Consider the following 19,729-nt stretch of genomic DNA (forward strand, 5'->3'; position numbering starts at 1 on the left):
ATCCAGACACTAGTCCCTACTCCACTGCGGAGGAGATAGTGTTGTAACTATGTGAATCGCCAACAGCTTTGTAGACTCCTCTACACTTTTATCTTGCAACCAGTACCAGAACCATCAAAAGTGCACCATCGTACACATTTGATTGATGTATTCTCACGCCATGGGTTAAGGTGTAACAACCTACACTTTTTTTCGTGATCATGATGGCAGATGCATCGTTGCAAACCGGCCCGAAAGAACTGGATCCCGCCTCCCTGGGGCTGGCGATCCGCGAGAGACGCAAGGCCGCCAGGATGACCCAGGAGGTGACGGCCTCACTGTGCGGCATCTCCAAGAAGACCCTGATCAAGATTGAAAAGGGGGGTGATGTCTACCTCTCGACCCTGCTGCAGGTGATGAAGGCGCTGGGGCTGCACTTGCAACTGGTGCAGGAAGCGGGCTCACAGGTAACGAGCGGCAACAGCCAACCAGAGGTCGGTGATGATGAGTGGTTCTGAGCACCATCGGCTTGAACTTCGGCTGGGTAACCAGCTGATCGGCCATCTCGAGTATGACTCCAGCCAGGATGCGTTTCAGCTCGGCTATACACCTGAGTGGCAGGCGCGCGGATTCCCGCTCTCTCCCCCGCTGGCGCTGGATGGTTCGGCCAGCAGCGCCCAGATCCGGGCGTATCTCGGCAACTTGCTGCCTGAAAATCGCGGGCTGGACCATCTGATTGAGGCGCTCTCCGTTTCGCGCAGCAATCTCTTTGCCCTGATCCACGGCATCGGTCGCGATGTCTCCGGGGCGGTCACCTTTACCCTGCCCGCAGAGCCCGACGTCCCCACCCGGTTTCGCCCCATCACCCCGGAAGAGCTGTTGCTGCGCCTCGAACAGCCCGAGATCTGGCCGCTGGAAGTCTGGGATGGTCGCCCCCGCCTCTCGGTTGCGGGCGTGCAGGCCAAGCTCAACCTGCTGCGACTCGAGGGGACGCTGGGATTTGGCGAGGGCGAGCTCTGTTCCACCCACCTCCTCAAGTTCGAGCACCATCCTCATCTGGTGATCAATGAGTTTGTGACCATGCGGCTGGCGGCGTTACTGGGCATGCCGGTGGCGCGGATCGAACTGCACAGGGTCGGCCAAGGCGATAAGTCCCACCGAGGCTTGCTGGTGGAACGGTTCGATCGGCGCCTTGACGAGGATGGCGTGAGGGTGCGCCGTCGTCACATGATCGATGCCTGTCAGGGACTGGGGTTTCCCGCCGCCCGAAAATATGAACGCAACTTCGGTGACGGGCGGGACGTGGCCCATATTCGGGAAGGGGTGAGCCTGCCACGGCTGTTCAGTCTCAGCGCCCTCTGTGTCAATCCGGCGCAGGCTAGACTGGACATGCTGCAATGGCTGCTCTTCAACCTCTGCGTCAACAACCACGATGCCCACGGCAAGAACTACAGCTTCTTCGTATCAAAAGCAGGGCTGACGCCCACCCCCTGGTACGATCTGGTCAATGTGGGGCTTTACCCCGAGTTCAACCAGTATTTGGCCATGGCCATAGGCGACGAGTTTGCTCCCGAGGCGATCAACGCATGGCAGTTGCTGGAGATGGCCGAAGCATGCGAGCTGCCCAAACGCCTGTTGCAGCAGACCTTGCACAAGATGGCCAGCGACATACTGCATCAGCTTGATGCCGCCATCGCCCAAGTCGAGACAGACAATCCCGCCGAACTGGCTTATCTGGCACGCTACCGAGACGACGTTGAGCGCCGTTGCCACCATTTTCAGGCGCAGGCGACGCTGTTGCCGGAGCTGCAACTGTAGCCAGACCTAGTCCCCCCCCATGGGACGCAACCCAGCCTTGAGCCCATGACGGGCATTGCCTACAATGACCCACTTTTTATCACACTCAGGTCTATAAAATGAGCGACAACAAACCTGCACTGCCCGACCGTCTGGCGGCCAACCCGCGCAGCCCGCACCATGTGGCGGAGTGCTTCCAGCACGAGATCGGCATTCGCGTGAACGGCAAGGAGCGCACCAATGTCGAGGAGTACTGCATCAGCGAAGGTTGGGTGAAGATCCCCTCCCCCAAGGCCAAGGATCGCTACGGCAACCCCATGCTGATCACCGTCAAGGGTACCGTCGAGGCTTTCTACGCCTAAGCGGCCCTGACCGCGCGCCCCGCCGGGCCCGCCGCCATGCTGTTCAGAACACCGGCCTTGCGCCGGTGTTCTGCTGTTGAGGGCGGCCCAGGGTGACAGGCGCCTCTCTTTCTTTGTTCTCTGTTGCCTTCCTTTGTCTTCCTTTCCCTCCCTTTCTTTCGCCTTTTCCTTTTCATCTGGGCCCTGATCCGGCAGGCGAGCCGCCTTTGGCATCCAGGCAGGGCGACACTCTTGTCATCCCTGCCGGTTTACCCAGGCCATCACCGCATCACTCACCCTCGGGATCGCGACTTGCCGCCCTGCCAGCGTTGCAGCGCAGCCCCCGCCAGCACCAGCAGGATGCCGAGCAGATCGCTCGCAGCCAGCCGTCCGGCCAGGGCATCGAGCAGGGCGCCCCCCGCCAGCTGGCCCGTGACGATGAGCAGGGCGCAGGCCAGGGCGCCGATCCGGCCGATGGCCCAACTGCTGATGGCGACGAACAGCGCCCCCAGCACCCCGCCGAGCAGCAGCCAGGGATCGAGCCCGACGAGCCGCTCCCAGGGTGCCCCTTTGAGGATGAGCAGGGCGCCGAGCAGCCCGAAGCCGACAAGGTGGTTGGCAAGGGACGCCGTCATGGCGCCCCGGGCGCTGGCGAGGCGGCCATTGAGGGTGCGCGACAGGCTCACCGCCACGCCGTTCAGCAGTCCCAGCAGGATCAATAAGGTCATGGTGTCTCTCCTAATGCAGCACGATGAGCAGGGCGCCGGCCAGCACCAGTAGGGCGGCGAGCGCGTCCTTCCCCGAGGGGCGGCGGCGAGCCAGTCCGAGCCAGCCGAGGCCATCGCACAGGGCACCAAACAGCAGCTGGCCGAGCAGCAGCAGGGCCAGGGTGCCCGCCATGCCGAGGGGCGAGTTGAGGCAGAGGGCCGCCAGCACCACGGTGAGCGCCCCCGGCAGACCGCCGAGCCAGGCCCAGGGCGGGGCCGCCTCCGGCGTCGGGGGCCTCGGGGAGAGCCACCACAGAAGCCCGGCCACCAGGGTGCCGACCCCGTGGGCCAGCCAGCTCGCGAGCCAGGGGTCGGTGGCGCGGGACAGGGCGCCGTTCTGGGCGATCATCAGCGCCAGCAGCAGGCCGGCGGCGAAGGCGGCCAGGGCGCCCAGGGTCTGGCCAAGTGTCTGGCCGAGGGCGGGGCGGCCGGGGCCGCGGTCAACAAGCGGGGGGATCATGGGGTTGCTCCTTGGTTGAACTGACGAGCAGGGTAAATTGTTTTTGATTTGAGGATAATCCACCCTCCTGGAACAACATTGTTTCCATAACGAGAACAACATGAACCAGGAAGCCTTCGCCCTGCTCCCCGCCTTCGTCGCCGTGGTGGAGTCGGGCACCTTCTCCGGCGCCGCCCGTCAGCTCGGCCTCAGCAAGTCGGTGCTGAGCAAGAAGGTGAGCCAGCTCGAGCAGGCCCTCGGCTGCCAGCTCCTCTATCGCACCACCCGTTCCCTCACCCTCACCGAGGCGGGGGAGCGTTACTTCGAGACGGTGCGCCATGCAGTGCGCCTGGCCAGCGACGGGGAAGATGCCATCGGCGCCCTGCAATCGGTCCCCCGCGGCCTGCTGCGGGTGACGGTGCCCATGGTCTATGGCCGGCGCCACATCGCCCCCCTTGTCCCCGAGTTTCTCGCCCTCCACCCCGAGGTGCAGTTGCAGCTGGAGATGAGCGACGCCCGGCAGGATCTGGTGGCCGAGGGGTTCGACGTGGCGGTGCGCATCGGCGAGCTGGAGGATTCGAGCCTGGTGGCCCGCCGCCTCGCCCCCTGTCTCAGCACCCTGTGCGCCGCCCCCGCCTACCTGGCGCAGGCCGGCACGCCCCGCACCCCGGCGGATCTCGAGCGCCACAACTGCCTCTTCTACTCCCTGTTTCGCGGCGGCACCCAGTGGCGGCTGCACGGGCCCGAAGGGGAGGTGGCCATCACCCCCAGGGGCAATTTCGAGGTCAACAACAGCGATGCCATCCACACCGCGCTGCTGGCGGGGCTTGGCATCGGCAACATGCCGGACTTCATCGTGGCGCGGGATCTCGCCATCGGGCGGCTGGTGCCCGTCCTGCCAGACCATGCCCTGCCCGAGCACGGCATCTGGTGCGTCTATCCCAGGCGCCGCCACCTGCCCGCCAAGGTGGAGGCCTGGCTGGCCTTCCTGCAGGAACGTCTGGGGCTGCGCTGAGGGGGGGCATCGGGATAACCGGAACGGTTCACGTTTTTTTCATCGGGAAGGGAGTAGAGTAGGCAGCAAACCAAGCATCTGTTTTTATTGGAAAAGCATTCAGGGGACGAGCCACGACATCGCGCCCCGCACCCCAGAGGGAGCCCCATGATGAAGAAAACCGCGATTGCCCTGACCCTCACCAGCCTGCTGACGCTGCCGCTCGTTGTCTCATCCGATGCCTGGGCCGCCCCGGTGCGCTCCCTGCAAAAGGAGCAGAATTACGAGCAGTTCATCAGCAAGCGCCAGGTGGTGGATCAGCTGCTGGCAGACGCCGCCCGCATCTTCCACTCCCCCGCCCGGGTCTCCGATGCGGGCTTCACCGCCAAGATGCCGAGCAACATGGAGCAGGTGACCACCCTGCTGCTGGAGGCCCACCAGCTCGAGCCCTATCGCACCGATCTGCTCATCTCGGCGGCCAACGCCCAGATCTACAACGGCAACGTGGACAGGGCCATCGCCCTGTTCGAGCAGGCCCTCACCGCCGCCCCGGACGATCTGGACATCAACACCTATCTGGCCACCTGGCAGCGCTTCAAGGGCAACCAGGCCAAATCCGATGGCCACCTCAAGCGGGTCGGTGAGCTCAATGCCGGTCGCGCCGCCGACTTGCAGCGACTGTTCGCCACCGTGGACAGGGTGGTCGCCACCCCCCTCAAGGAGCGTCAGGGACGGGGCGAGAAGAAGGGGCGCCGCGCCATCGTCACCCTGGGCTATGCCCTCAATCCCGATGGCTCCATGCACGACATCCTGCTGGGACGCCTCGAGACCACCCGCGCCCTGGCCCAGGCCGATCCGGCGGCCCTCGTCATCCTCACCGGCGGCGTGCCCCAGAACCGCCAGACCGAGGGCAAGCTGATGGCGGACTGGCTGGCGAAAAAGGGCATCGACCGCTCCCGCATCATCGAGGAGAACTACGCCACCAGCACGGTGGAGAACGCCCTCTACAGCGGCTATGCCCTCGCCCGCCACGAGATTGAGTTCGCCACCCTGGTGAGCTCGGCGAGCCATGTGCGCCGGGGCCAGACCCTGCTGGAAATCGCCTGCTGGCAGAGCGGCCCGGCGAACATCCGCATCGACAGCGTCGCCTACCCGGACAAGCCCCTCTCGGCCCTGGCCAAGGCGAGCCCGGAGGAGCTGCTTGGCATCTACCGGGACGCCCTGCGCACCTATGGCCTGTGGAGCTACCGCTCGGCCCCGCTGGTTGAGCGCTGATCCCCCGGCCCCGCCACCCTGGCGGGGCCTTTTCCTCTCTTCCCCCTGCCAGTCACTGCGCCCCCTGGTGGCTGGCCCCTGCACGCACCTGCTGGCCCCTTGCGCCAGCCACCCGATAGACGGCGGGTGAGCAAGCTATCCACTTTCTGGCATATCTCAATCAGATCATTGATTTACCGTTCTTTTTCTAAGAACCAAACGGCATGAGAGCACCCTTCTCGTTCCTTCGCCCCCGGGGATGTTCAGATAAAGATGTGGCTTCCAACACCCCCAACAAGGAAGTGCATCATGACAGCAAAAGGCATCTCTCTGTGGCTCGCGGCCTCCATGCTGCTCGGCCAGTCCGCCCAGGCCCTCGACGTCACCGTGGCCTACCAGACCTCCGCCGAACCTGCCAAGGTGGCCCAGGCCGACAACAGCTTCGCCAGGGAGAGCGGCGCCACCGTGGATTGGCGCAAGTTTGACAGCGGCGCCAGCGTGGTACGGGCGCTCGCCTCCGGCGACGTGCAGATAGGCAACATCGGCTCCAGCCCCCTGGCAGTGGCGGCGAGCCAGAACCTGCCCATCGAGGTGTTCCTGCTCGCCTCCAAGCTCGGGGAGTCCGAGGCCCTGGTGGTGAAGCAGGGGCTCGCAAAACCCGAGGATCTCGCGGGCAAGCGCATCGCCGTGCCCTATACCTCCACCACCCACTACAGCCTGCTGGCGGCCCTCAAGCACTGGAACGTCGACCCCGCGACGCTGCAGATCGTCAACCTGCAACCACCGGCCATCATCGCCGCCTGGCAGCGGGGCGACATCGACGGCGCCTATGTCTGGGCCCCCGCCCTCAACCAGCTCACCAAGGAGGGCAAGGTGCTGACCGACTCCGCCCAGGTGGGTGACTGGGGGGCGCCGACCCTGGACGTCTGGGTAGTGCGCAAGGACTTTGCCAAGGCCCACCCCGAAGTGGTGCAGGCCTTCGTGAACAGCACCCTGGCCGCCCAGCGCGACTACCTGGCCAACCCCGACGGCTGGCTCACCAAGCCGGACAACCTCGCCAAGCTGGCCAAACTGAGCGGCGTTCCCGAGGCGGACGTTCCCGCGCTGGTGAAGGGCAACACCTACCTCGATGCGAAGGCCCAGAGTGCCGAGATCGGGCGCCTCGTCAACCAGACCATCATCGACACCGCCCGCTTCCTCGAGAGCCAGGGCAAGGTCGCGAACGCCGCCTCGGACTACCGCCAGTTCGTGACCGATCGCTTCGTGAAAGCCGTGGCCCAGTAAATCCAAGGAGACGACCATGCTGCAGCTCTCTCATGTGTGCGCCGAGTACGCCGGCAGGCGGGTGCTCGACAACATCAACCTCTCCCTGTCCGAGGGGGAGCTGATGGTGGTGCTGGGGCCCTCGGGCTCGGGCAAGACGACCCTCCTCAACCTGGTGGCGGGCTTCGAGCCTTGCCACCACGGCCAGATAAGCCTTGAGGGCAAGCCGGTCACCGGCCCCGGCGCCGAGCGCGGCGTGGTGTTCCAGAGCGAGGGGCTGCTGCCCTGGCGCAACGTGCGAGACAACGTGGCACTCGGCCTGCAGCTGGCGGGTGTGCCCAGTGCCGAACGCACCGAACAGGCCCGGGCACTGCTGCGTCAGGTGGGGCTGGAGGGGGCCGGCGATCGCGCCATCTGGCAGCTCTCCGGCGGCCAGCGCCAGCGGGTCGGCATCGCCCGGGCCCTGGCCACCCAGCCCCGCCTGCTCCTGCTGGACGAGCCCTTCGGCGCCCTGGACGCCTTCACCCGGGAGCAGATGCAGACTCTGCTGCTGCGCCTGTGGCACGAGCACCGGCGTCAGGTGCTGCTCATCACCCACGACATCGAGGAGGCCATCTTCATGGCCACCGATCTGGTGCTGCTCTCCCCCTCCCCCGGGCGGGTGACGGAGCGGCTGACCCTGGATTTCGGTCGCCGCTTCGCCGCCGGGGAGCCCTGCCGCAGCATCAAGTCCGATCCGGCCTTCATCGAGCGCCGTGAATACGTGCTGGAACGGGTGTTCGCAGAGCGGGAGGCCTTTGCATGACTCTCGCCCTCGCCCGGCAACGGGATGTCACCCACACACGGGCAGCGGGCTGGCCCCGGCCCCGCCGTCTGACCCTGAGCCTCGCCACCCTGATCGTGCTGCTGGCCCTGTGGTGGCTGGTGGCACACTTCGGCTGGGTCGATCCCCTGTTCCTGCCACCCCCACAGCGGGTGCTGGCACAGCTCATCACCATCGCAGGCCCAACGGGCTTTATGGATGCCACCCTGTGGCAACACCTGGGGGCCAGCCTGGGGCGCATCCTGGTGGCGCTCGCTGCCGCGGCGTTCTTTGGCATCACGGTGGGCATCGCCATGGGGCTCTCCCCCACGGTGCGCGGCGTGCTGGATCCCCTCATTGAGCTCTACCGCCCGGTGCCGCCGCTCGCCTACCTGCCACTCATGGTGATCTGGTTTGGCATCGGCGAGACCTCCAAGGTGCTGCTCATCTATCTGGCCATCTTCGCGCCCGTGGCCCTGGCGACCCTGGTGGGGGTGCAGAGCGCCAACGCGGTGCGAGTGCGGGCTGCGCAGGCGCTGGGTGCATCCCGGTCCCAGGTGCTCTGGCACGTGATCCTGCCCGGCGCCCTGCCGGACATCCTGACCGGGCTGCGCATCGGGCTCGGGGTGGGCTGGTCCACCCTGGTGGCGGCCGAGCTTATCGCCGCCACCCGGGGGGTGGGCTTCATGGTGCAATCCGCCGGCGAGTTTCTCGCCACCGACGTGGTGCTGGCGGGCATCCTGGTGATCGCCCTGATCGCCTTCGTACTGGAACTGGGACTGCGCGCCCTGCAGCGCAGGCTCACCCCCTGGCATGGAGAAGGACAATGAGCCACAGGCTGACCTCTTTCCTTCGCCCCCCTTTCCTATTGGTATCGGGCCTTCACGCCCCCAGACATGGAGCAAGACCATGACCGACAAGTTGACCATTACCCCCCTCGGCCCCCACATCGGCGCCGTCATCGCCGGCGTCAATCTGGCCGAGCCCCTGAGCCAGGAGCAGTTCGAGCAGCTCCATCGCGCCCTGCTCAAATACCAGGTGCTGTTCTTTCGCAACCAGCCCATCACCCCGCGAGCCCAGCGGGCGCTGGCGAACCGCTTCGGGGATCTGCACATCCACCCCGTCTACCCCCACACGGAGGAGGCCGAGGAGATCATCGTGCTCGATACCCACGATGACAATCCGCCGGACAACGACAACTGGCACACCGACGTGACCTTTATCGAGACGCCCCCGGCACTGGCCATTCTGGCCGCCAAGCAGCTGCCCCCCACCGGGGGGGACACCCTCTGGGCTAGCGGCATCGCGGCGCTGGCGGCCCTCTCCCCGCCCCTGCAAACCCTGCTGGCAGGGCTGGAAGCCGAGCACGACTTCACCAAGTCCTTCCCGGCCCATCGCCATGATGACAGCGAGGAGGCGCGCCAGCGCTGGCAGGCGGCCGTGGCCCGTCACCCGCCCCTGCGCCACCCGGTGATCCGCACCCACCCGGTGAGCGGCCGTCAGGCCCTGTTCGTCAACGAGGGGTTCACCACCCGGCTGCCCGGGCTGCCCCCCAAAGAGAGCGAGGCCCTGCTCGGCTTTCTGTTCGAGCACATCACCCGCCCCGAGTTTCAGGTGCGCTGGCGCTGGCAGGAGAACGACATCGCCATCTGGGACAACAGGGTGACCCAGCACTATGCCAATGCCGACTACCTGCCGGCCCGCCGGGTGATGCACAGGGCCACCATTCTCGGGGACAAGCCCTTCTGGCGCCCGGGCTGAACGTCCCCCATGGAGAGCGACCATGAGATAACGCCCAGCAAAAAGCCCGCCGGCTGGCGCAATGCTGATCAGTTAAGGATCCATTGACCGATCCTTCTGCTGTAGGACAATCCGGAACCAATCACTGGTTCCGGATTTTTTATGTCTATTGCAAACGATCTGAACGATGTTGTTGAGGCATCTGGCGACATGCTGGCTCGGCTGGCCATTTTTGCCGACCATATTCCCGACGAATGGATTACTGCCGCTGCCGCCTTGTCTGAAAAGGCCACTATCCGCCGACGCCGCTTACCTTCTGATATGGTCTTGTGGCTCGTCGTGGGGATGGCCTTTTTCCGCAATGAGCCCATCTCCGAGGTCGCTCGGCGCCTCAACATCTGTGCAGAAGGGTTGGCCAATGATGCCTTGCTCGCGGACAGTGCCCTGTCTCAGGCCCGTCAGCGACTCGGCAAACAGCCGCTCGAGTGGCTGTTCAAACAGTGCGCCGATGTGTGGGGGCGGGAACGTTATCCTGAAGACCATTGGCACGGTTTACAGGTCTTTGCCATCGATGGGGCCCTGTTCCGAACCCAGGATATGCCTGAACTCAGAGCACATTTCGGCTCGGGTAACACCTCAACCAACCGGCAGACACCCTACCCGATGCTGCGGTTGGTCACGCTCATGAATGTCCGCTCGCATGTCATTGCCAACGCGGCCATCAGCCCGTACCGCAAAGGGGAAATCCCCCTGGCCAGCGAGTTCATTCACTCATTGCCGGACAAGTCAGTGACCCTGCTGGATAAAGGCTTCTTCGGTGCCGACCTGTTGCTGCGTATTCAGGCCGAAGACACCGACCGTCACTGGCTCATCCCGGAACGCAAGGGGCTGGTATACACGGAACTTGAGCGCTATGGCGACGGTGACCGTCTGTTGCAAATGACGGTCTCGCCTCAGGCTCGCAAGAAAAACCCGGCGTTGCCGACACACTGGCAAGTTCGCGCAGTGACCTATGAGGTGGCAGGCAAGGAGAAAACGGTCTTTACCTCCCTGCCCGTGGCGCGATTCAGTGCAGCTCAGGTGGCGACCCTGTACCACGAGCGCTGGGAAATCGAGCTGGGATACCGGGATATCAAAAGCGCGATGCAGCACAACGCCATCACGCTGAGAAGCAAGAAAGTGGACTTGGTCTATCAGGAGCTGTGGGGATTGCTGCTTGGATACAATCTGGTCAGGCGGGAGGCCAGCCAGGCCGCCATAGCCCATCAGCGAGCGCCCAATGAGGTGAGCTTTAAGTTTGCCTGTCAGTTCATCGCGAACCAGATGGCAGTGATGGCGGGCGCGTTATCGCCAGCCCATACGCCACGGAGGTTGGCGGAGTTGCGGGGCTGCATAGGCGTCATGTTCATAGAAAAACGCCCCAGGCCATCGAGACCCAGGGCGGTGAAGATATCAAAGACCCGTTTTCCGGTAAATCGCAATGCGGCTCCGCTTAAGTGAACAGCATTGCGCCGGCTGGCGGGCTTTTTCATCATCTGACGGGCCTGGGTGTTGCTATCGGCCCTTGCGCTCCGGCCACCAGGGTGAAGCCCCGATGGCCGGTCTCAGCCCTTGAGCTCCAGCACGGTGGTGAAGCCTCCGAAGATCATGCGGGCGCCGTCAAACGGCATGGTCTGGTGCAGGGGATTGGCGGGGTCCATCCTGGGGTCCTGCATCATCTTGCCCATGGCGTCGTCCCGCACCGCCTTGCTCGGCCACTCCACCCAGGAGAAGACCACGGTTTCATCCTCCCTGGCCGCCACCGCCCGATAAAAGTCGGTCTGCTTGCCGTGGGGCACGTCGTCCCCCCAGCACTCCAGCACCCGGGTGGCGCCGTATTCGAGGAAGATGGGGTCAAACTGCCCCGCATGATCGATCAGGGCCTGCTTGTTGGCCGTCGGCACGGCGAGCACGAATCCGTCCACGTATGACATCAGAGGTTCCTCCAGTGAGTGAGGATCTCAGCATAGCAGCCGCCCATCAGCCCGCGCTCTGCGCCGCCCCGCGCAGCCAGCCATCACAACGAGACCAGCCGCTCCAGATCGCTGCGGGTCAGGCGCTTGCTGTCCACCTTCACGTAGAGGGAGTGTTCCTCGCGCACCAGCAGCACGTCGCTTACCCCCTCGCAGGCGCGGATCCGCTGCTCCAGGGCCGGGGTGGCCTCGACCCCTTCCGGCAGCACGATGCGCAGGCTGCTCACATAGGGGGGCTCGGCCATGGTGAGGCTCACCCCGAGCCAGGCGAGGGCCAGGGCGGCGCAACCGCCAAACACCAGGGGGCCGCCCCCCAGGCTGTAGAGCAGGCCGCCGAGACTGCCGCCGATGGCGACCCCGAGGAACTGACTGGTGGAGTAGACCCCCATGGCGGTGCCCTTGTAGCCCGGCGGAGACTCCTTGCTGATAAGAGACGGCAGCAGCGCCTCCATCACGTTGAAGCCGATGAAGAAGAGCTGCAACCCGGCGAGCAGGCCCCACAGCTGCTGGCCGCTCTGCCAGAACACCAGCTCGGCGGCCAGCATCACCACCACGCACCCGATGAAGACCCGCTTCATCTGGCGGTGCTTCTCGGCATAGATGATGAAGGGCACCACGCTCACGAAGGCGATCAGCATGGTGACCAGATAGGCCTGCCACTGGCTGTCACGGGGCAGGCCCGCACGTTCCAGCAGGGGCGGCAGGGCCACGAAGCTCGACATCAGCAGGGTGTGGACGCAGAGGATGCCGAGGTTGAGTTTGAGCAGGCGAGGGTTGGTGAGCACGGTACGAAAGCTGCCTCGCACCATGGCGGACTCGCGATTTTGCAGGTGTGCCGCCGGGGTCGGCACCACCCAGAGCACCATGGCGATGGCGGCCAGGGCCAGCAGGGCGATGAGCCAGAAGAGGCCGGACAAGCCCAGGGCATGGGTGATGAGGGGGCCGGTCACCATGGCGATGGCGAAGGTGATGCCAAAGCTCACCCCGATGAAGGCCATCGCCTTGGTGCGATTCTGCTCCCGGGTGAGATCCGACAGGAGCGCCATGACGGCGGCGGAGATGGCGCCGCTCCCTTGCAGGGCACGGCCGACGATGACCCCCCAGATGGCGTCGCTCAGGGCGGCGATGACGCTGCCAAGGGCAAACATCAGCAGGCCGCCGACGATGAGGGGCTTGCGCCCCACCTTGTCGGAGAGCAGGCCGAAGGGGATCTGGAACAGGGCCTGGGTCATGCCGTAGATGCCGATGGCAAGCCCGATGAGCGCCTCGGAGGCGCCCGCCAGGGACATGCCGTAGGTGGTCAGCACCGGCAGCACCATAAACATGCCGAGCATGCGCAGCGAAAAGACGGAGCCGAGCGCCCAGGTCGCGCGTCGCTCGCCCCTCGTCATGGTGAAATCATTCATGAGGGCCTCGATGAGTCAAAAAGAAGAGAGAAAGAAAGGGGTGACAGGCGCCCGGCCGCCCCGAAAAATCGGCGATGCCCCTCGCAGGGCGGCGCCCATAATAGCAGAGCCGGGAAGATTCCCGGCTCTGGATTTCATGCATTTCAGGGGTGCAGTTCACACTATCAGGGCAGCATGCTCACCAGCACCGGCGCTGCGTCCGGCTGGAAGTCCACCGACATCATCACGCTCAGGCAAGTAATGGTGACGATGGAGAACATGAACAGCTTGCGCGCCCAGAGGGAGTCGTCCACCGCCGCTTTGTAGCCCGACAGCGCCATCCCCAGCCACCAGACGCTCACCGCGGTGGCCACCACCAGATACTTGTACCCGGCGTAGCCGCCGAGGAACAGCATCAGGGTCGGCACCATGAACGCCAGGATGTAGAGGGTGATGTGGAGCTTGGCCACCGGGATCCCCTTCACCACCGGCAGCACCGGGATGTTGGCAGCCTGGTAGTCCTTGAAGCGGAAGATGGCGATCGCATAGGAGTGCGGCATCTGCCACAGGCTGAAGATCGCCAGCAGGATCAGTGCCCCCGAGTCGAACTGCCCGCTCACCGCGCAGTAGCCGATGACCGGCGGCGCGGCGCCGGAGAGGCTGCCGACCAGGGTGCCATAGACCGAGTGGCGCTTCATGTAGAGGCTGTAGACCCCCACATAAACCAGGAAGCCCAGCACCGCCAGCAAGGCGGCCAACGGATTGGCCGCAAAGTAGAGCAGTGCAATGCCCGCAACGCCCAGCGCCGTCGCATACCAGAGGGAGACACCGGGGGCGATGAGCCCCCGCACCAGGGCACGGTTCTTGGTGCGCTCCATGATGCAGTCGATGTCCCGGTCGATGTAGTTGTTGAACACGCAACCGGAGGCCACCACCAGTGACACCCCCACCATGGTCAGGATGAACAGGGGCACATCCAGGCTCCCCTTCGAGGCCAGCAGGAATCCCCCGATAACCGAGATGAGGTTGCCGAAGATGATGCCCGGCTTGGTCACTTGCAGGTATTGCTTCATCATCATCAACCCGCTCAGTGAACCATCATGTTGATGTTGAGGTTGTACATGATCCACAGGGAACCCACGACCACGATGGCGATGATGAGCACGGTAAAGACCAGTGCCACCAGGTTCCAGCGCTCCTCGGAGGAGGTGTTCATGTGCAGGAAGTAGACCAGGTGTACGAAGATCTGCACCACCGCCATGGCCACCACGGTGCCGAGCACCACGGCGTGGGAGGCGGAGCCGTCCATCACCATCCAGAACGGCACGGCGGTCAGGATGAGTGACAGCACGAAGCCGATCATGTAGGACTTGACGCTGCCGTGGCTGGCGCCGTGATTGTCAACGGAATGACTCATTTACATGACCCCCATCAGATAGACCACGGTGAAGACGCAGATCCATACCACGTCGAGGAAGTGCCAGAACAGGCTCAGGCACATCAGGCGAGTGCGGTTGCGCTCGGTCAGCCCCTTCTTGGTGATCGACACCATCATCACGATGATCCAGAGCAGGCCGCTGGTCACGTGGATACCGTGGGTCCCCACCAGGGTGAAGAAGGCAGAGAGGAAGCCGCTGCGATCCGGGCCCGCCTCGTGCACGATCAGGTGATGGAATTCGTAGATTTCCATCGCGATGAAGCCGGCCCCCAGCAGGAAGGTGACGAACAGCCAGGTGTTGACCGCCGCGACCTTGTTCTTGTTCATGGCCAGCATGCCGAACCCGAAGGTGATGGAGCTCAGCAGCAGCAGCATGGTTTCGGCGAACACGAACGGCAGTTCGAAGATGTCCTTGCCGGTGGGGCCGCCGGCAGTGCCGTTGACCAGGACCGCATAGGTCGCGAACAGGGTCGCGAACAGGATGCAGTCACTCATCAGGTAGATCCAGAAACCGAATACCTTGGTGGCACCGGCATCGTGGTGCCCATCCTCATGAGCACCGTGAGAGTGATGTAGTACGTCAGTCGCCATGGAATTAAGCCACCTTGTTGATGTTGTCGAAATGCTGACCTTCGATGCGCTCGATCTCGTCAACCTGTACGTAGTAGTCCACATCGTCGTTGAAGCTGTGGATGATCCAGGTGGCGATCATGCCGATGAAGCCGGCGATGGCCATCCACCAGATGTGCCAGATCATGGCAAAGCCGAACACCACGCTGAAGGCGGCGATGATGACACCGGCACCGGAGTTCTTCGGCATGTGGATGGGGGCATACTGGGCAGGCTTCTTGTAAGCGCTGCCGTCAGCCTTGGCTTCCCAGAAGGCGTCCAGACCGGTGACCTTCGGCTCGATGGCGAAGTTGTAGAACGGCGGCGGAGAGGACGTCGCCCACTCCAGGGTACGGCCACCCCAGGGATCGCCGGTCAGGTCGCGGTTCTTCTCGCGGTCGCGGATGCTGACCACGATCTGGATGACCTGGCACAGCACGCCCAGGGCAATCAGACCGGCACCGCAGGCGGCGACCACCAGCCAGCCGTGGAACTCGGGATCGATGTTCTGGCTGACACGACGGGTCATGCCCATGAAGCCCAGCACGTAGAGCGGCATGAAGGCCACGAAGAAGCCGGTGATCCAGCACCAGAAGGCACGCTTGCCCCAGACGTCATCCAGCTTGAAGCCGAACGCTTTCGGGAACCAGTAGGTGATACCGGCGAAGCAGCCGAACACCACGCCGCCGATGATGACGTTGTGGAAGTGGGCGATGAGGAACAGGCTGTTGTGCAGCACGAAGTTGGCGGCCGGCACGGAGAGCAGTACCCCGGTCATGCCACCCACGGTGAAGGTGATGATGAAGCCGACGGTCCACAGCATGGGCGAGGTGAACTCGATGCGACCGCGGTACATGGTGAACAGCCAGTTGAAGATCTTCACCCCGGTCGGGATGGAGATGATCATGGTGGTGATGCCGAAGAAGGCATTCACGTTGGCGCCGGACCCCATGGTGAAGAAGTGGTGCAGCCAGACGATGAACGACAGCACGGTGATTGCCACGGTCGCCCACACCAGGGAGGTGTAACCGAACAGCTTCTTCTTGCAGAAGGTCGCTACCACTTCGGAGAAGATCCCGAACACCGGCAGCACCAGGATGTACACCTCGGGGTGACCCCAGGCCCAGATCAGGTTGATGTACATCATCATGTTGCCACCCATGTCATTGGTAAAGAAATGGGTACCCAGGTAGCGGTCTGCGGTGAGCAGGGCGATGGTGACGGTCAGGATCGGGAAGGAGGCGATGATCAGGATGTTGGCACACAGGGCGGTCCAGGTGAAGACCGGCAGGCGCATCATGGTCATGCCAGGGGCACGCATGCGGATGATGGTGGCGAAGAAGTTCACGCCGGTCAGCAGGGTCCCCAGACCCGAAATCTGCAGACTCCATATCCAGTAATCGACCCCGACCCCGGGACTGAACTCCAGCCCCGATAAGGGCGGATAGGCCAGCCAGCCGGTCTGGGCGAATTCACCGACCCCGAGGGAGACGTTGATCAGCACCACGGCCGCGGCGGTGAACCAGAAGCTCAGGTTGTTCAGGAAGGGGAAGGCCACGTCACGGGCACCGATTTGCAGCGGCACCACGATGTTCATCAGACCGATCACCAGCGGCATGGCCACGAAGAAGATCATGATGACGCCGTGGGCGGTGAAAATCTGGTCGTAGTGATGGGCGTTCAGGTAGCCTTCGCCACCCCCGGAGGCGATGACCTGCTGGCCACGCATCAGCACGGCGTCGGCAAAGCCACGCAGCAGCATGACCATGCCCAGAATGAGATACATGATACCGAGGCGTTTGTGGTCGACCGAGGTCAGCCACTCTTTCCACAGGTATTGCCACTTGCCGTAGTAAGTGATGAGACCGGCGATGGCCAGGCCCCCCAGAATGATACCGGCTATCGTGACCATGATGATGGGTTCATGGTACGGAATAGCCTCGAGTGTCAATTTTCCAAACATCGATTATTCCTCGGATCCTGCTTTCACACTCTTGTCGGCCGACATGGCCATGTGTCCGGCATGGGCGTCATGGTTCATGGCCTGGTTCTCCATGGCGTCCTCTTGCGAGGCCTCATGGTTCATCCCTTCGTGGTCCATGGCACCCGCTTTCGGGGCGGCGTCATGGTTCATGGCCTCGTGGTTCATGCCCTCGTGATCCGCGGAGCCCGCAGCCGGGGTGGCGTGACCACCATGGGACATGCCGCCCATGAACTTGTTGATGATGTTGACGAACAGCTTGGGATCGGCGCTGGCGAAGTACTCCACCGGGTGGTTTTCGCTCTTCTTGGCCAGGGCATTGAACTCATCCATGGTGCTCAGGGCCTTGGAAGAGGCCTTCACCTTGGCTACCCAGGCGTCGAAACCGGCTTGGTCCTGGGTCGCGATGACCTTGAACTTCATGCCGGAGAAACCGGCACCGCTGTAACCGCCGGAGATGCCCTTGTACTCGCCCGCTTCGTTGGCAATCAGGTGCAGCTTGGTCTGCATGCCGGCCATGGCGTAGATCTGGCCGCCCAGTTGCGGGATGAAGAAGGAGTTCATCACGGTGTCGGAGGTCACCCGGAAGTTGACCGGGGTGTTGACCGGGAAGGCCAGCTCGTTGACCGACGCAATGCCCAGCTCCGGATAGACGAACAACCACTTCCAGTCCAGGGAAATGACATCCACCTGAACCGGTTTGACGTCCGATTCTAGCGGCTTGTAGGGGTCGAGGGAGTGGGAAGTTTTCCAGGTGATCACCGCCAGGATGACGATGATGATGACGGGTACAGTCCAGACGACTGCCTCAATCTTGTTGGAGTGGGCCCAGTCCGGCGCATAGGTGGCACTTGTGTTGGACGCCCGGTATTTGTAGGCGAACGCCACCGCCATGACAATCACGGGCACCACCACGATCAGCATCAAGCCGAGTGCGGTGAGTATCAGTGACTTCTGCTCCACACCGACCTGCCCCTTGGGGCTCATCAGTGCCATGTCGCAGCCACTCAGCAAGCTGGCGGTCGCGAGCAGCAGCAAAGCGCCCAAGCCCCTCTTCACATCAAAGAGTCTCATGCAATGTCCTCATCTTTTGAAGGCTTATTGGTATAAAAAAATGCAGCATTTTATTGCATCAGACCAGCATGTGAACAACATGAAAAATTAATCCCAAAAATGTTCAAAAGGTGATGGAAAGCGGTATCAGATGTTAATCCCTTGACAATGACCAATTTATTCAAGTTACACCGCGGCAATTCATCTTCCGTTAATCTTTCGCGCCACCAAAAGTGACCACCAATTAACCAAAAAGATCCATCTGGTCTGTTTTTAACCCGCCATTGCGATCAAAAAAGAGCCATACAGCCCCTTTTCGACTCACAGGTCATTTCTCCACACCTTGATCTGGATGGGTATTTTTCGGGGAAGATTAAAAAAATAATTAATCAAACGAATGTGTGATTAACTTCCCGTCCCCCGACAACGGTCGCAACCCCTGGCGCCAGAAGGCACACTTCGTAACAAAACGGGCCCTTGTGCGGGTCCGTTGACAATCGTTTTCTCTCCCTCACTCGGAGTCGGAGTCAGGAGTGATCGTGTTCCATCCGGGTCGCCACGGCGATCCGGTTCCAGGCGTTGATGGTGACCACCTGCATCAGACACTGGGCTAGCAGGGTTTCCCCCAGTTGGGCCAGCGCCGCCTAATAGGTCTGCACCGTGAGCCCCTTGTCGGCGATCAGGGTCACCTCGTCGGTCAGGGCCAGCACCGCCCGCTCCCGGGCGTCGAACAGCGGCGACTCCTGCCAGGCGGCCAGCGCCAGCAGACGCTGGGCGCTCTCCCCGTGCTTCATCGCCACGTCGGAGTGCATCTCGATGCAGTAGGCGCAGCCGTTGATCATGGACCCCGGATGGGGCGGTGAGCTGATTGTTCACTTTTTCATTTTTGATTAGAATATCGTCATAACCTGCAACAGTTTTGCGTTTATCGCAAAGGTTAATCCATGCTGGATCGCATCCGCATCCTGGCCCAGGTGGTGGAATCGGGCAGTTTCTCCCGTGCCGCCCGCGCCCTCAACCAGGCCCCCTCCTCCGTGACCCGTGCCATCGACGCCCTGGAGCAGCAGCTCGGGATCCCGCTCTTCAAGCGCAGCACCCGCCAACTGGTGCTGACCGAGCAGGGCGCCTATTTTCTCGCCCGCTCCCTGCCCCTGCTGGAGGAGGCGGATCAGCTGGTGCAATCCCTGCAACCCCTCTCGGTGGCGCCAGAGGGGCCGCTGCGGGTCTCGGTGTTCGAGAGCTTCGGCGCGTCCTGGCTCTCTCCCCGCCTGCCCGACTTCCTCGCCCGCTACCCCGGGGTGCGCCTGGAGGCTGCGCTGGACAACCGCATGGTGGATCTCGATGCCGAGAACGTGGACGTGGCGGTGCGCATCGGCAAGCCCGCCGACAGCAGCCTGCACACTCGTCATCTGCTCACCAACCGCTCGCTGCTGGTCACCTCCCCCGCCTATCTGGCCCGCCATGGCGAACCCGCCCATCCCGCCGAGCTGGCCCACCACAACTGCCTCATTCGCGGCCATGGGCGCCAACGCCAGCACTGGTACTTCCAGCAGGGCACGGAGCGCGAGAAGGTGGCGGTGCAGGGCAACCTCGCCTCGGTCGGGGGCACGCCCCTGCTCTGCGCCGCCCTCGCGGGGTCCGGCGTGCTGCTGCTGTCGAGTTGGATGGTGCAGCAAGGCATCGACGAGGGCACCCTGCTGCCGCTGCTGCCAGAGTGGCTCGCCTCCCCCTACGAGGATCGCCAGGACGAGATCCACGCGGTGTTTCGTGGCGGCCGCTTCCTCAAACCCCAGACCCGCGCCTTCATCGACTTTCTGGTCGAGGCGATCAGGCCCCTGCAAGGGCCGCGCTGACCGCAACAGAGCCTCCTGGCGA

At 63.4% G+C, this 19,729-nt stretch carries 20 protein-coding genes and 1 pseudogene; 11 read left to right on the top strand and 10 right to left on the bottom strand.

The window, feature by feature from the left end; translation table 11 throughout:
• Window positions 1-200 precede the first annotated feature (200 nt).
• The 3 genes from C2U47_RS02250 (at window position 201) to C2U47_RS02260 (ending at window position 2,138) form a co-directional block, all read left to right on the top strand.
• Entirely contained in the window at window positions 201-497 is a 297-nt protein-coding gene (locus C2U47_RS02250; protein WP_103261417.1) for a helix-turn-helix domain-containing protein, read from the top strand.
• On the top strand, window positions 481-1,797 hold the full coding sequence (locus C2U47_RS02255; protein WP_103261418.1) for a HipA domain-containing protein: 1,317 nt from the start codon (window positions 481-483) through the stop codon (window positions 1,795-1,797). Before C2U47_RS02250 ends, C2U47_RS02255 begins: the two co-directional genes overlap by 17 nt.
• Before the next feature lie 98 nt (window positions 1,798-1,895).
• Window positions 1,896-2,138 (top strand): DUF3297 family protein, encoded by a 243-nt coding sequence (locus C2U47_RS02260; protein ID WP_005302916.1) that lies wholly within the window; start codon window positions 1,896-1,898, stop codon window positions 2,136-2,138.
• 272 nt (window positions 2,139-2,410) lie between these two features.
• On the opposite strand, the gene C2U47_RS02270 is transcribed toward C2U47_RS02260, so the two are convergent.
• The gene (locus tag C2U47_RS02270; protein WP_103261419.1) at window positions 2,411-2,845 is read right to left on the bottom strand and encodes a DMT family transporter; all 435 of its coding nucleotides are present in this window, start codon (window positions 2,843-2,845) and stop codon (window positions 2,411-2,413) included.
• Window positions 2,846-2,855: 10 nt separating this feature from the next.
• Complete coding sequence (locus C2U47_RS02275) at window positions 2,856-3,344, bottom strand: DMT family transporter (RefSeq protein ID WP_103261420.1); 489 nt, start codon at window positions 3,342-3,344, stop codon at window positions 2,856-2,858.
• Window positions 3,345-3,444: 100 nt separating this feature from the next.
• On the opposite strand from C2U47_RS02275, the gene C2U47_RS02280 reads away from it, so the two are divergent.
• The 7 genes from C2U47_RS02280 to C2U47_RS02310 all read left to right on the top strand — a co-directional run bounded on the left by C2U47_RS02280 (window position 3,445) and on the right by C2U47_RS02310 (window position 10,876).
• Complete coding sequence (locus tag C2U47_RS02280) at window positions 3,445-4,338, top strand: LysR family transcriptional regulator (RefSeq protein ID WP_052815876.1); 894 nt, start codon at window positions 3,445-3,447, stop codon at window positions 4,336-4,338.
• A gap of 150 nt (window positions 4,339-4,488) precedes the next feature.
• A complete protein-coding gene (locus tag C2U47_RS02285) occupies window positions 4,489-5,592 on the top strand; it encodes a YdcF family protein (RefSeq protein WP_052815877.1) in 1,104 nt (367 codons plus the stop codon).
• Window positions 5,593-5,880: 288 nt separating this feature from the next.
• Window positions 5,881-6,855: a taurine ABC transporter substrate-binding protein gene (gene tauA, locus C2U47_RS02290; protein WP_052815878.1), complete on the top strand. Its 975-nt coding sequence runs from the start codon at window positions 5,881-5,883 to the stop codon at window positions 6,853-6,855.
• Between the two features lie 16 nt (window positions 6,856-6,871).
• The gene (gene tauB / locus C2U47_RS02295) at window positions 6,872-7,639 is read left to right on the top strand and encodes a taurine ABC transporter ATP-binding subunit (protein ID WP_052815879.1); all 768 of its coding nucleotides are present in this window, start codon (window positions 6,872-6,874) and stop codon (window positions 7,637-7,639) included.
• On the top strand, window positions 7,636-8,466 hold the full coding sequence (gene tauC, locus C2U47_RS02300; protein ID WP_103261421.1) for a taurine ABC transporter permease TauC: 831 nt from the start codon (window positions 7,636-7,638) through the stop codon (window positions 8,464-8,466). Before tauB ends, tauC begins: the two co-directional genes overlap by 4 nt.
• A gap of 79 nt (window positions 8,467-8,545) precedes the next feature.
• Entirely contained in the window at window positions 8,546-9,397 is an 852-nt protein-coding gene (tauD, locus tag C2U47_RS02305) for a taurine dioxygenase (RefSeq protein ID WP_052815882.1), read from the top strand.
• Window positions 9,398-9,538: 141 nt separating this feature from the next.
• Window positions 9,539-10,876, top strand: coding sequence for an IS4-like element ISAeme15 family transposase (locus C2U47_RS02310; RefSeq protein ID WP_103261422.1), 1,338 nt, complete (start codon window positions 9,539-9,541; stop codon window positions 10,874-10,876).
• 104 nt (window positions 10,877-10,980) lie between these two features.
• Here the strand turns inward: C2U47_RS02310 and C2U47_RS02315 are convergent, their stop codons facing one another.
• The 8 genes and pseudogenes from C2U47_RS02315 to C2U47_RS23180 all read right to left on the bottom strand — a co-directional run bounded on the left by C2U47_RS02315 (window position 10,981) and on the right by C2U47_RS23180 (window position 18,696).
• Entirely contained in the window at window positions 10,981-11,349 is a 369-nt protein-coding gene (locus tag C2U47_RS02315) for a DUF1428 domain-containing protein (protein WP_010673687.1), read from the bottom strand.
• Between the two features lie 83 nt (window positions 11,350-11,432).
• Complete coding sequence (locus C2U47_RS02320; protein WP_052815585.1) at window positions 11,433-12,794, bottom strand: MFS transporter; 1,362 nt, start codon at window positions 12,792-12,794, stop codon at window positions 11,433-11,435.
• Window positions 12,795-12,958: 164 nt separating this feature from the next.
• Window positions 12,959-13,852 (bottom strand): heme o synthase, encoded by an 894-nt coding sequence (cyoE, locus tag C2U47_RS02325; protein ID WP_010673685.1) that lies wholly within the window; start codon window positions 13,850-13,852, stop codon window positions 12,959-12,961.
• A gap of 8 nt (window positions 13,853-13,860) precedes the next feature.
• Window positions 13,861-14,190 carry a cytochrome o ubiquinol oxidase subunit IV gene (locus C2U47_RS02330; RefSeq protein ID WP_010673684.1) on the bottom strand — a complete coding sequence of 110 codons (330 nt, stop codon included), beginning with the start codon at window positions 14,188-14,190 and terminating at the stop codon, window positions 13,861-13,863.
• Window positions 14,191-14,838, bottom strand: a pseudogene (locus tag C2U47_RS02335) (cytochrome o ubiquinol oxidase subunit III); the annotation flags it as partial.
• The gene (gene cyoB / locus C2U47_RS02340) at window positions 14,807-16,783 is read right to left on the bottom strand and encodes a cytochrome o ubiquinol oxidase subunit I (protein ID WP_041211612.1); all 1,977 of its coding nucleotides are present in this window, start codon (window positions 16,781-16,783) and stop codon (window positions 14,807-14,809) included. The pseudogene C2U47_RS02335 and the gene cyoB, both read right to left, overlap by 32 nt.
• A gap of 3 nt (window positions 16,784-16,786) precedes the next feature.
• Window positions 16,787-17,875 (bottom strand): cytochrome o ubiquinol oxidase subunit II, encoded by a 1,089-nt coding sequence (gene cyoA, locus C2U47_RS02345; RefSeq protein ID WP_080989980.1) that lies wholly within the window; start codon window positions 17,873-17,875, stop codon window positions 16,787-16,789.
• 623 nt (window positions 17,876-18,498) lie between these two features.
• Window positions 18,499-18,696, bottom strand: a complete 198-nt coding sequence (locus C2U47_RS23180; protein WP_223917181.1) for a carboxymuconolactone decarboxylase family protein — start codon at window positions 18,694-18,696, stop codon at window positions 18,499-18,501.
• A 102-nt stretch (window positions 18,697-18,798) separates the two neighbouring features.
• Here C2U47_RS23180 and C2U47_RS02355 point away from each other — a divergent pair, with 102 nt between their 5' ends.
• Entirely contained in the window at window positions 18,799-19,707 is a 909-nt protein-coding gene (locus C2U47_RS02355; RefSeq protein ID WP_052815582.1) for a LysR family transcriptional regulator, read from the top strand.
• Window positions 19,708-19,729 lie beyond the last annotated feature (22 nt).

The organism is Aeromonas sp. ASNIH7 (assembly GCF_002903485.1).
In the GTDB taxonomy this organism is placed as follows: domain Bacteria; phylum Pseudomonadota; class Gammaproteobacteria; order Enterobacterales; family Aeromonadaceae; genus Aeromonas; species Aeromonas caviae.

Bases quoted from the DNA above. Each gene is read 5' to 3' on its own strand.
- C2U47_RS02250 (WP_103261417.1), top strand. From the start codon at position 201: ATGATGGCAGATGCATCGTTGCAAACCGGCCCGAAAGAACTGGATCCC.
- C2U47_RS02255 (WP_103261418.1), top strand. From the start codon at position 481: ATGATGAGTGGTTCTGAGCACCATCGGCTTGAACTTCGGCTGGGTAAC.
- C2U47_RS02260 (WP_005302916.1), top strand. From the start codon at position 1,896: ATGAGCGACAACAAACCTGCACTGCCCGACCGTCTGGCGGCCAACCCG.
- C2U47_RS02270 (WP_103261419.1), bottom strand. From the start codon at position 2,845: ATGACCTTATTGATCCTGCTGGGACTGCTGAACGGCGTGGCGGTGAGC.
- C2U47_RS02275 (WP_103261420.1), bottom strand. From the start codon at position 3,344: ATGATCCCCCCGCTTGTTGACCGCGGCCCCGGCCGCCCCGCCCTCGGC.
- C2U47_RS02280 (WP_052815876.1), top strand. From the start codon at position 3,445: ATGAACCAGGAAGCCTTCGCCCTGCTCCCCGCCTTCGTCGCCGTGGTG.
- C2U47_RS02285 (WP_052815877.1), top strand. From the start codon at position 4,489: ATGAAGAAAACCGCGATTGCCCTGACCCTCACCAGCCTGCTGACGCTG.
- tauA (WP_052815878.1), top strand. From the start codon at position 5,881: ATGACAGCAAAAGGCATCTCTCTGTGGCTCGCGGCCTCCATGCTGCTC.
- tauB (WP_052815879.1), top strand. From the start codon at position 6,872: ATGCTGCAGCTCTCTCATGTGTGCGCCGAGTACGCCGGCAGGCGGGTG.
- tauC (WP_103261421.1), top strand. From the start codon at position 7,636: ATGACTCTCGCCCTCGCCCGGCAACGGGATGTCACCCACACACGGGCA.
- tauD (WP_052815882.1), top strand. From the start codon at position 8,546: ATGACCGACAAGTTGACCATTACCCCCCTCGGCCCCCACATCGGCGCC.
- C2U47_RS02310 (WP_103261422.1), top strand. From the start codon at position 9,539: ATGTCTATTGCAAACGATCTGAACGATGTTGTTGAGGCATCTGGCGAC.
- C2U47_RS02315 (WP_010673687.1), bottom strand. From the start codon at position 11,349: ATGTCATACGTGGACGGATTCGTGCTCGCCGTGCCGACGGCCAACAAG.
- C2U47_RS02320 (WP_052815585.1), bottom strand. From the start codon at position 12,794: ATGAATGATTTCACCATGACGAGGGGCGAGCGACGCGCGACCTGGGCG.
- cyoE (WP_010673685.1), bottom strand. From the start codon at position 13,852: ATGATGATGAAGCAATACCTGCAAGTGACCAAGCCGGGCATCATCTTC.
- C2U47_RS02330 (WP_010673684.1), bottom strand. From the start codon at position 14,190: ATGAGTCATTCCGTTGACAATCACGGCGCCAGCCACGGCAGCGTCAAG.
- cyoB (WP_041211612.1), bottom strand. From the start codon at position 16,783: ATGTTTGGAAAATTGACACTCGAGGCTATTCCGTACCATGAACCCATC.
- cyoA (WP_080989980.1), bottom strand. From the start codon at position 17,875: ATGAGACTCTTTGATGTGAAGAGGGGCTTGGGCGCTTTGCTGCTGCTC.
- C2U47_RS23180 (WP_223917181.1), bottom strand. From the start codon at position 18,696: ATGATCAACGGCTGCGCCTACTGCATCGAGATGCACTCCGACGTGGCG.
- C2U47_RS02355 (WP_052815582.1), top strand. From the start codon at position 18,799: ATGCTGGATCGCATCCGCATCCTGGCCCAGGTGGTGGAATCGGGCAGT.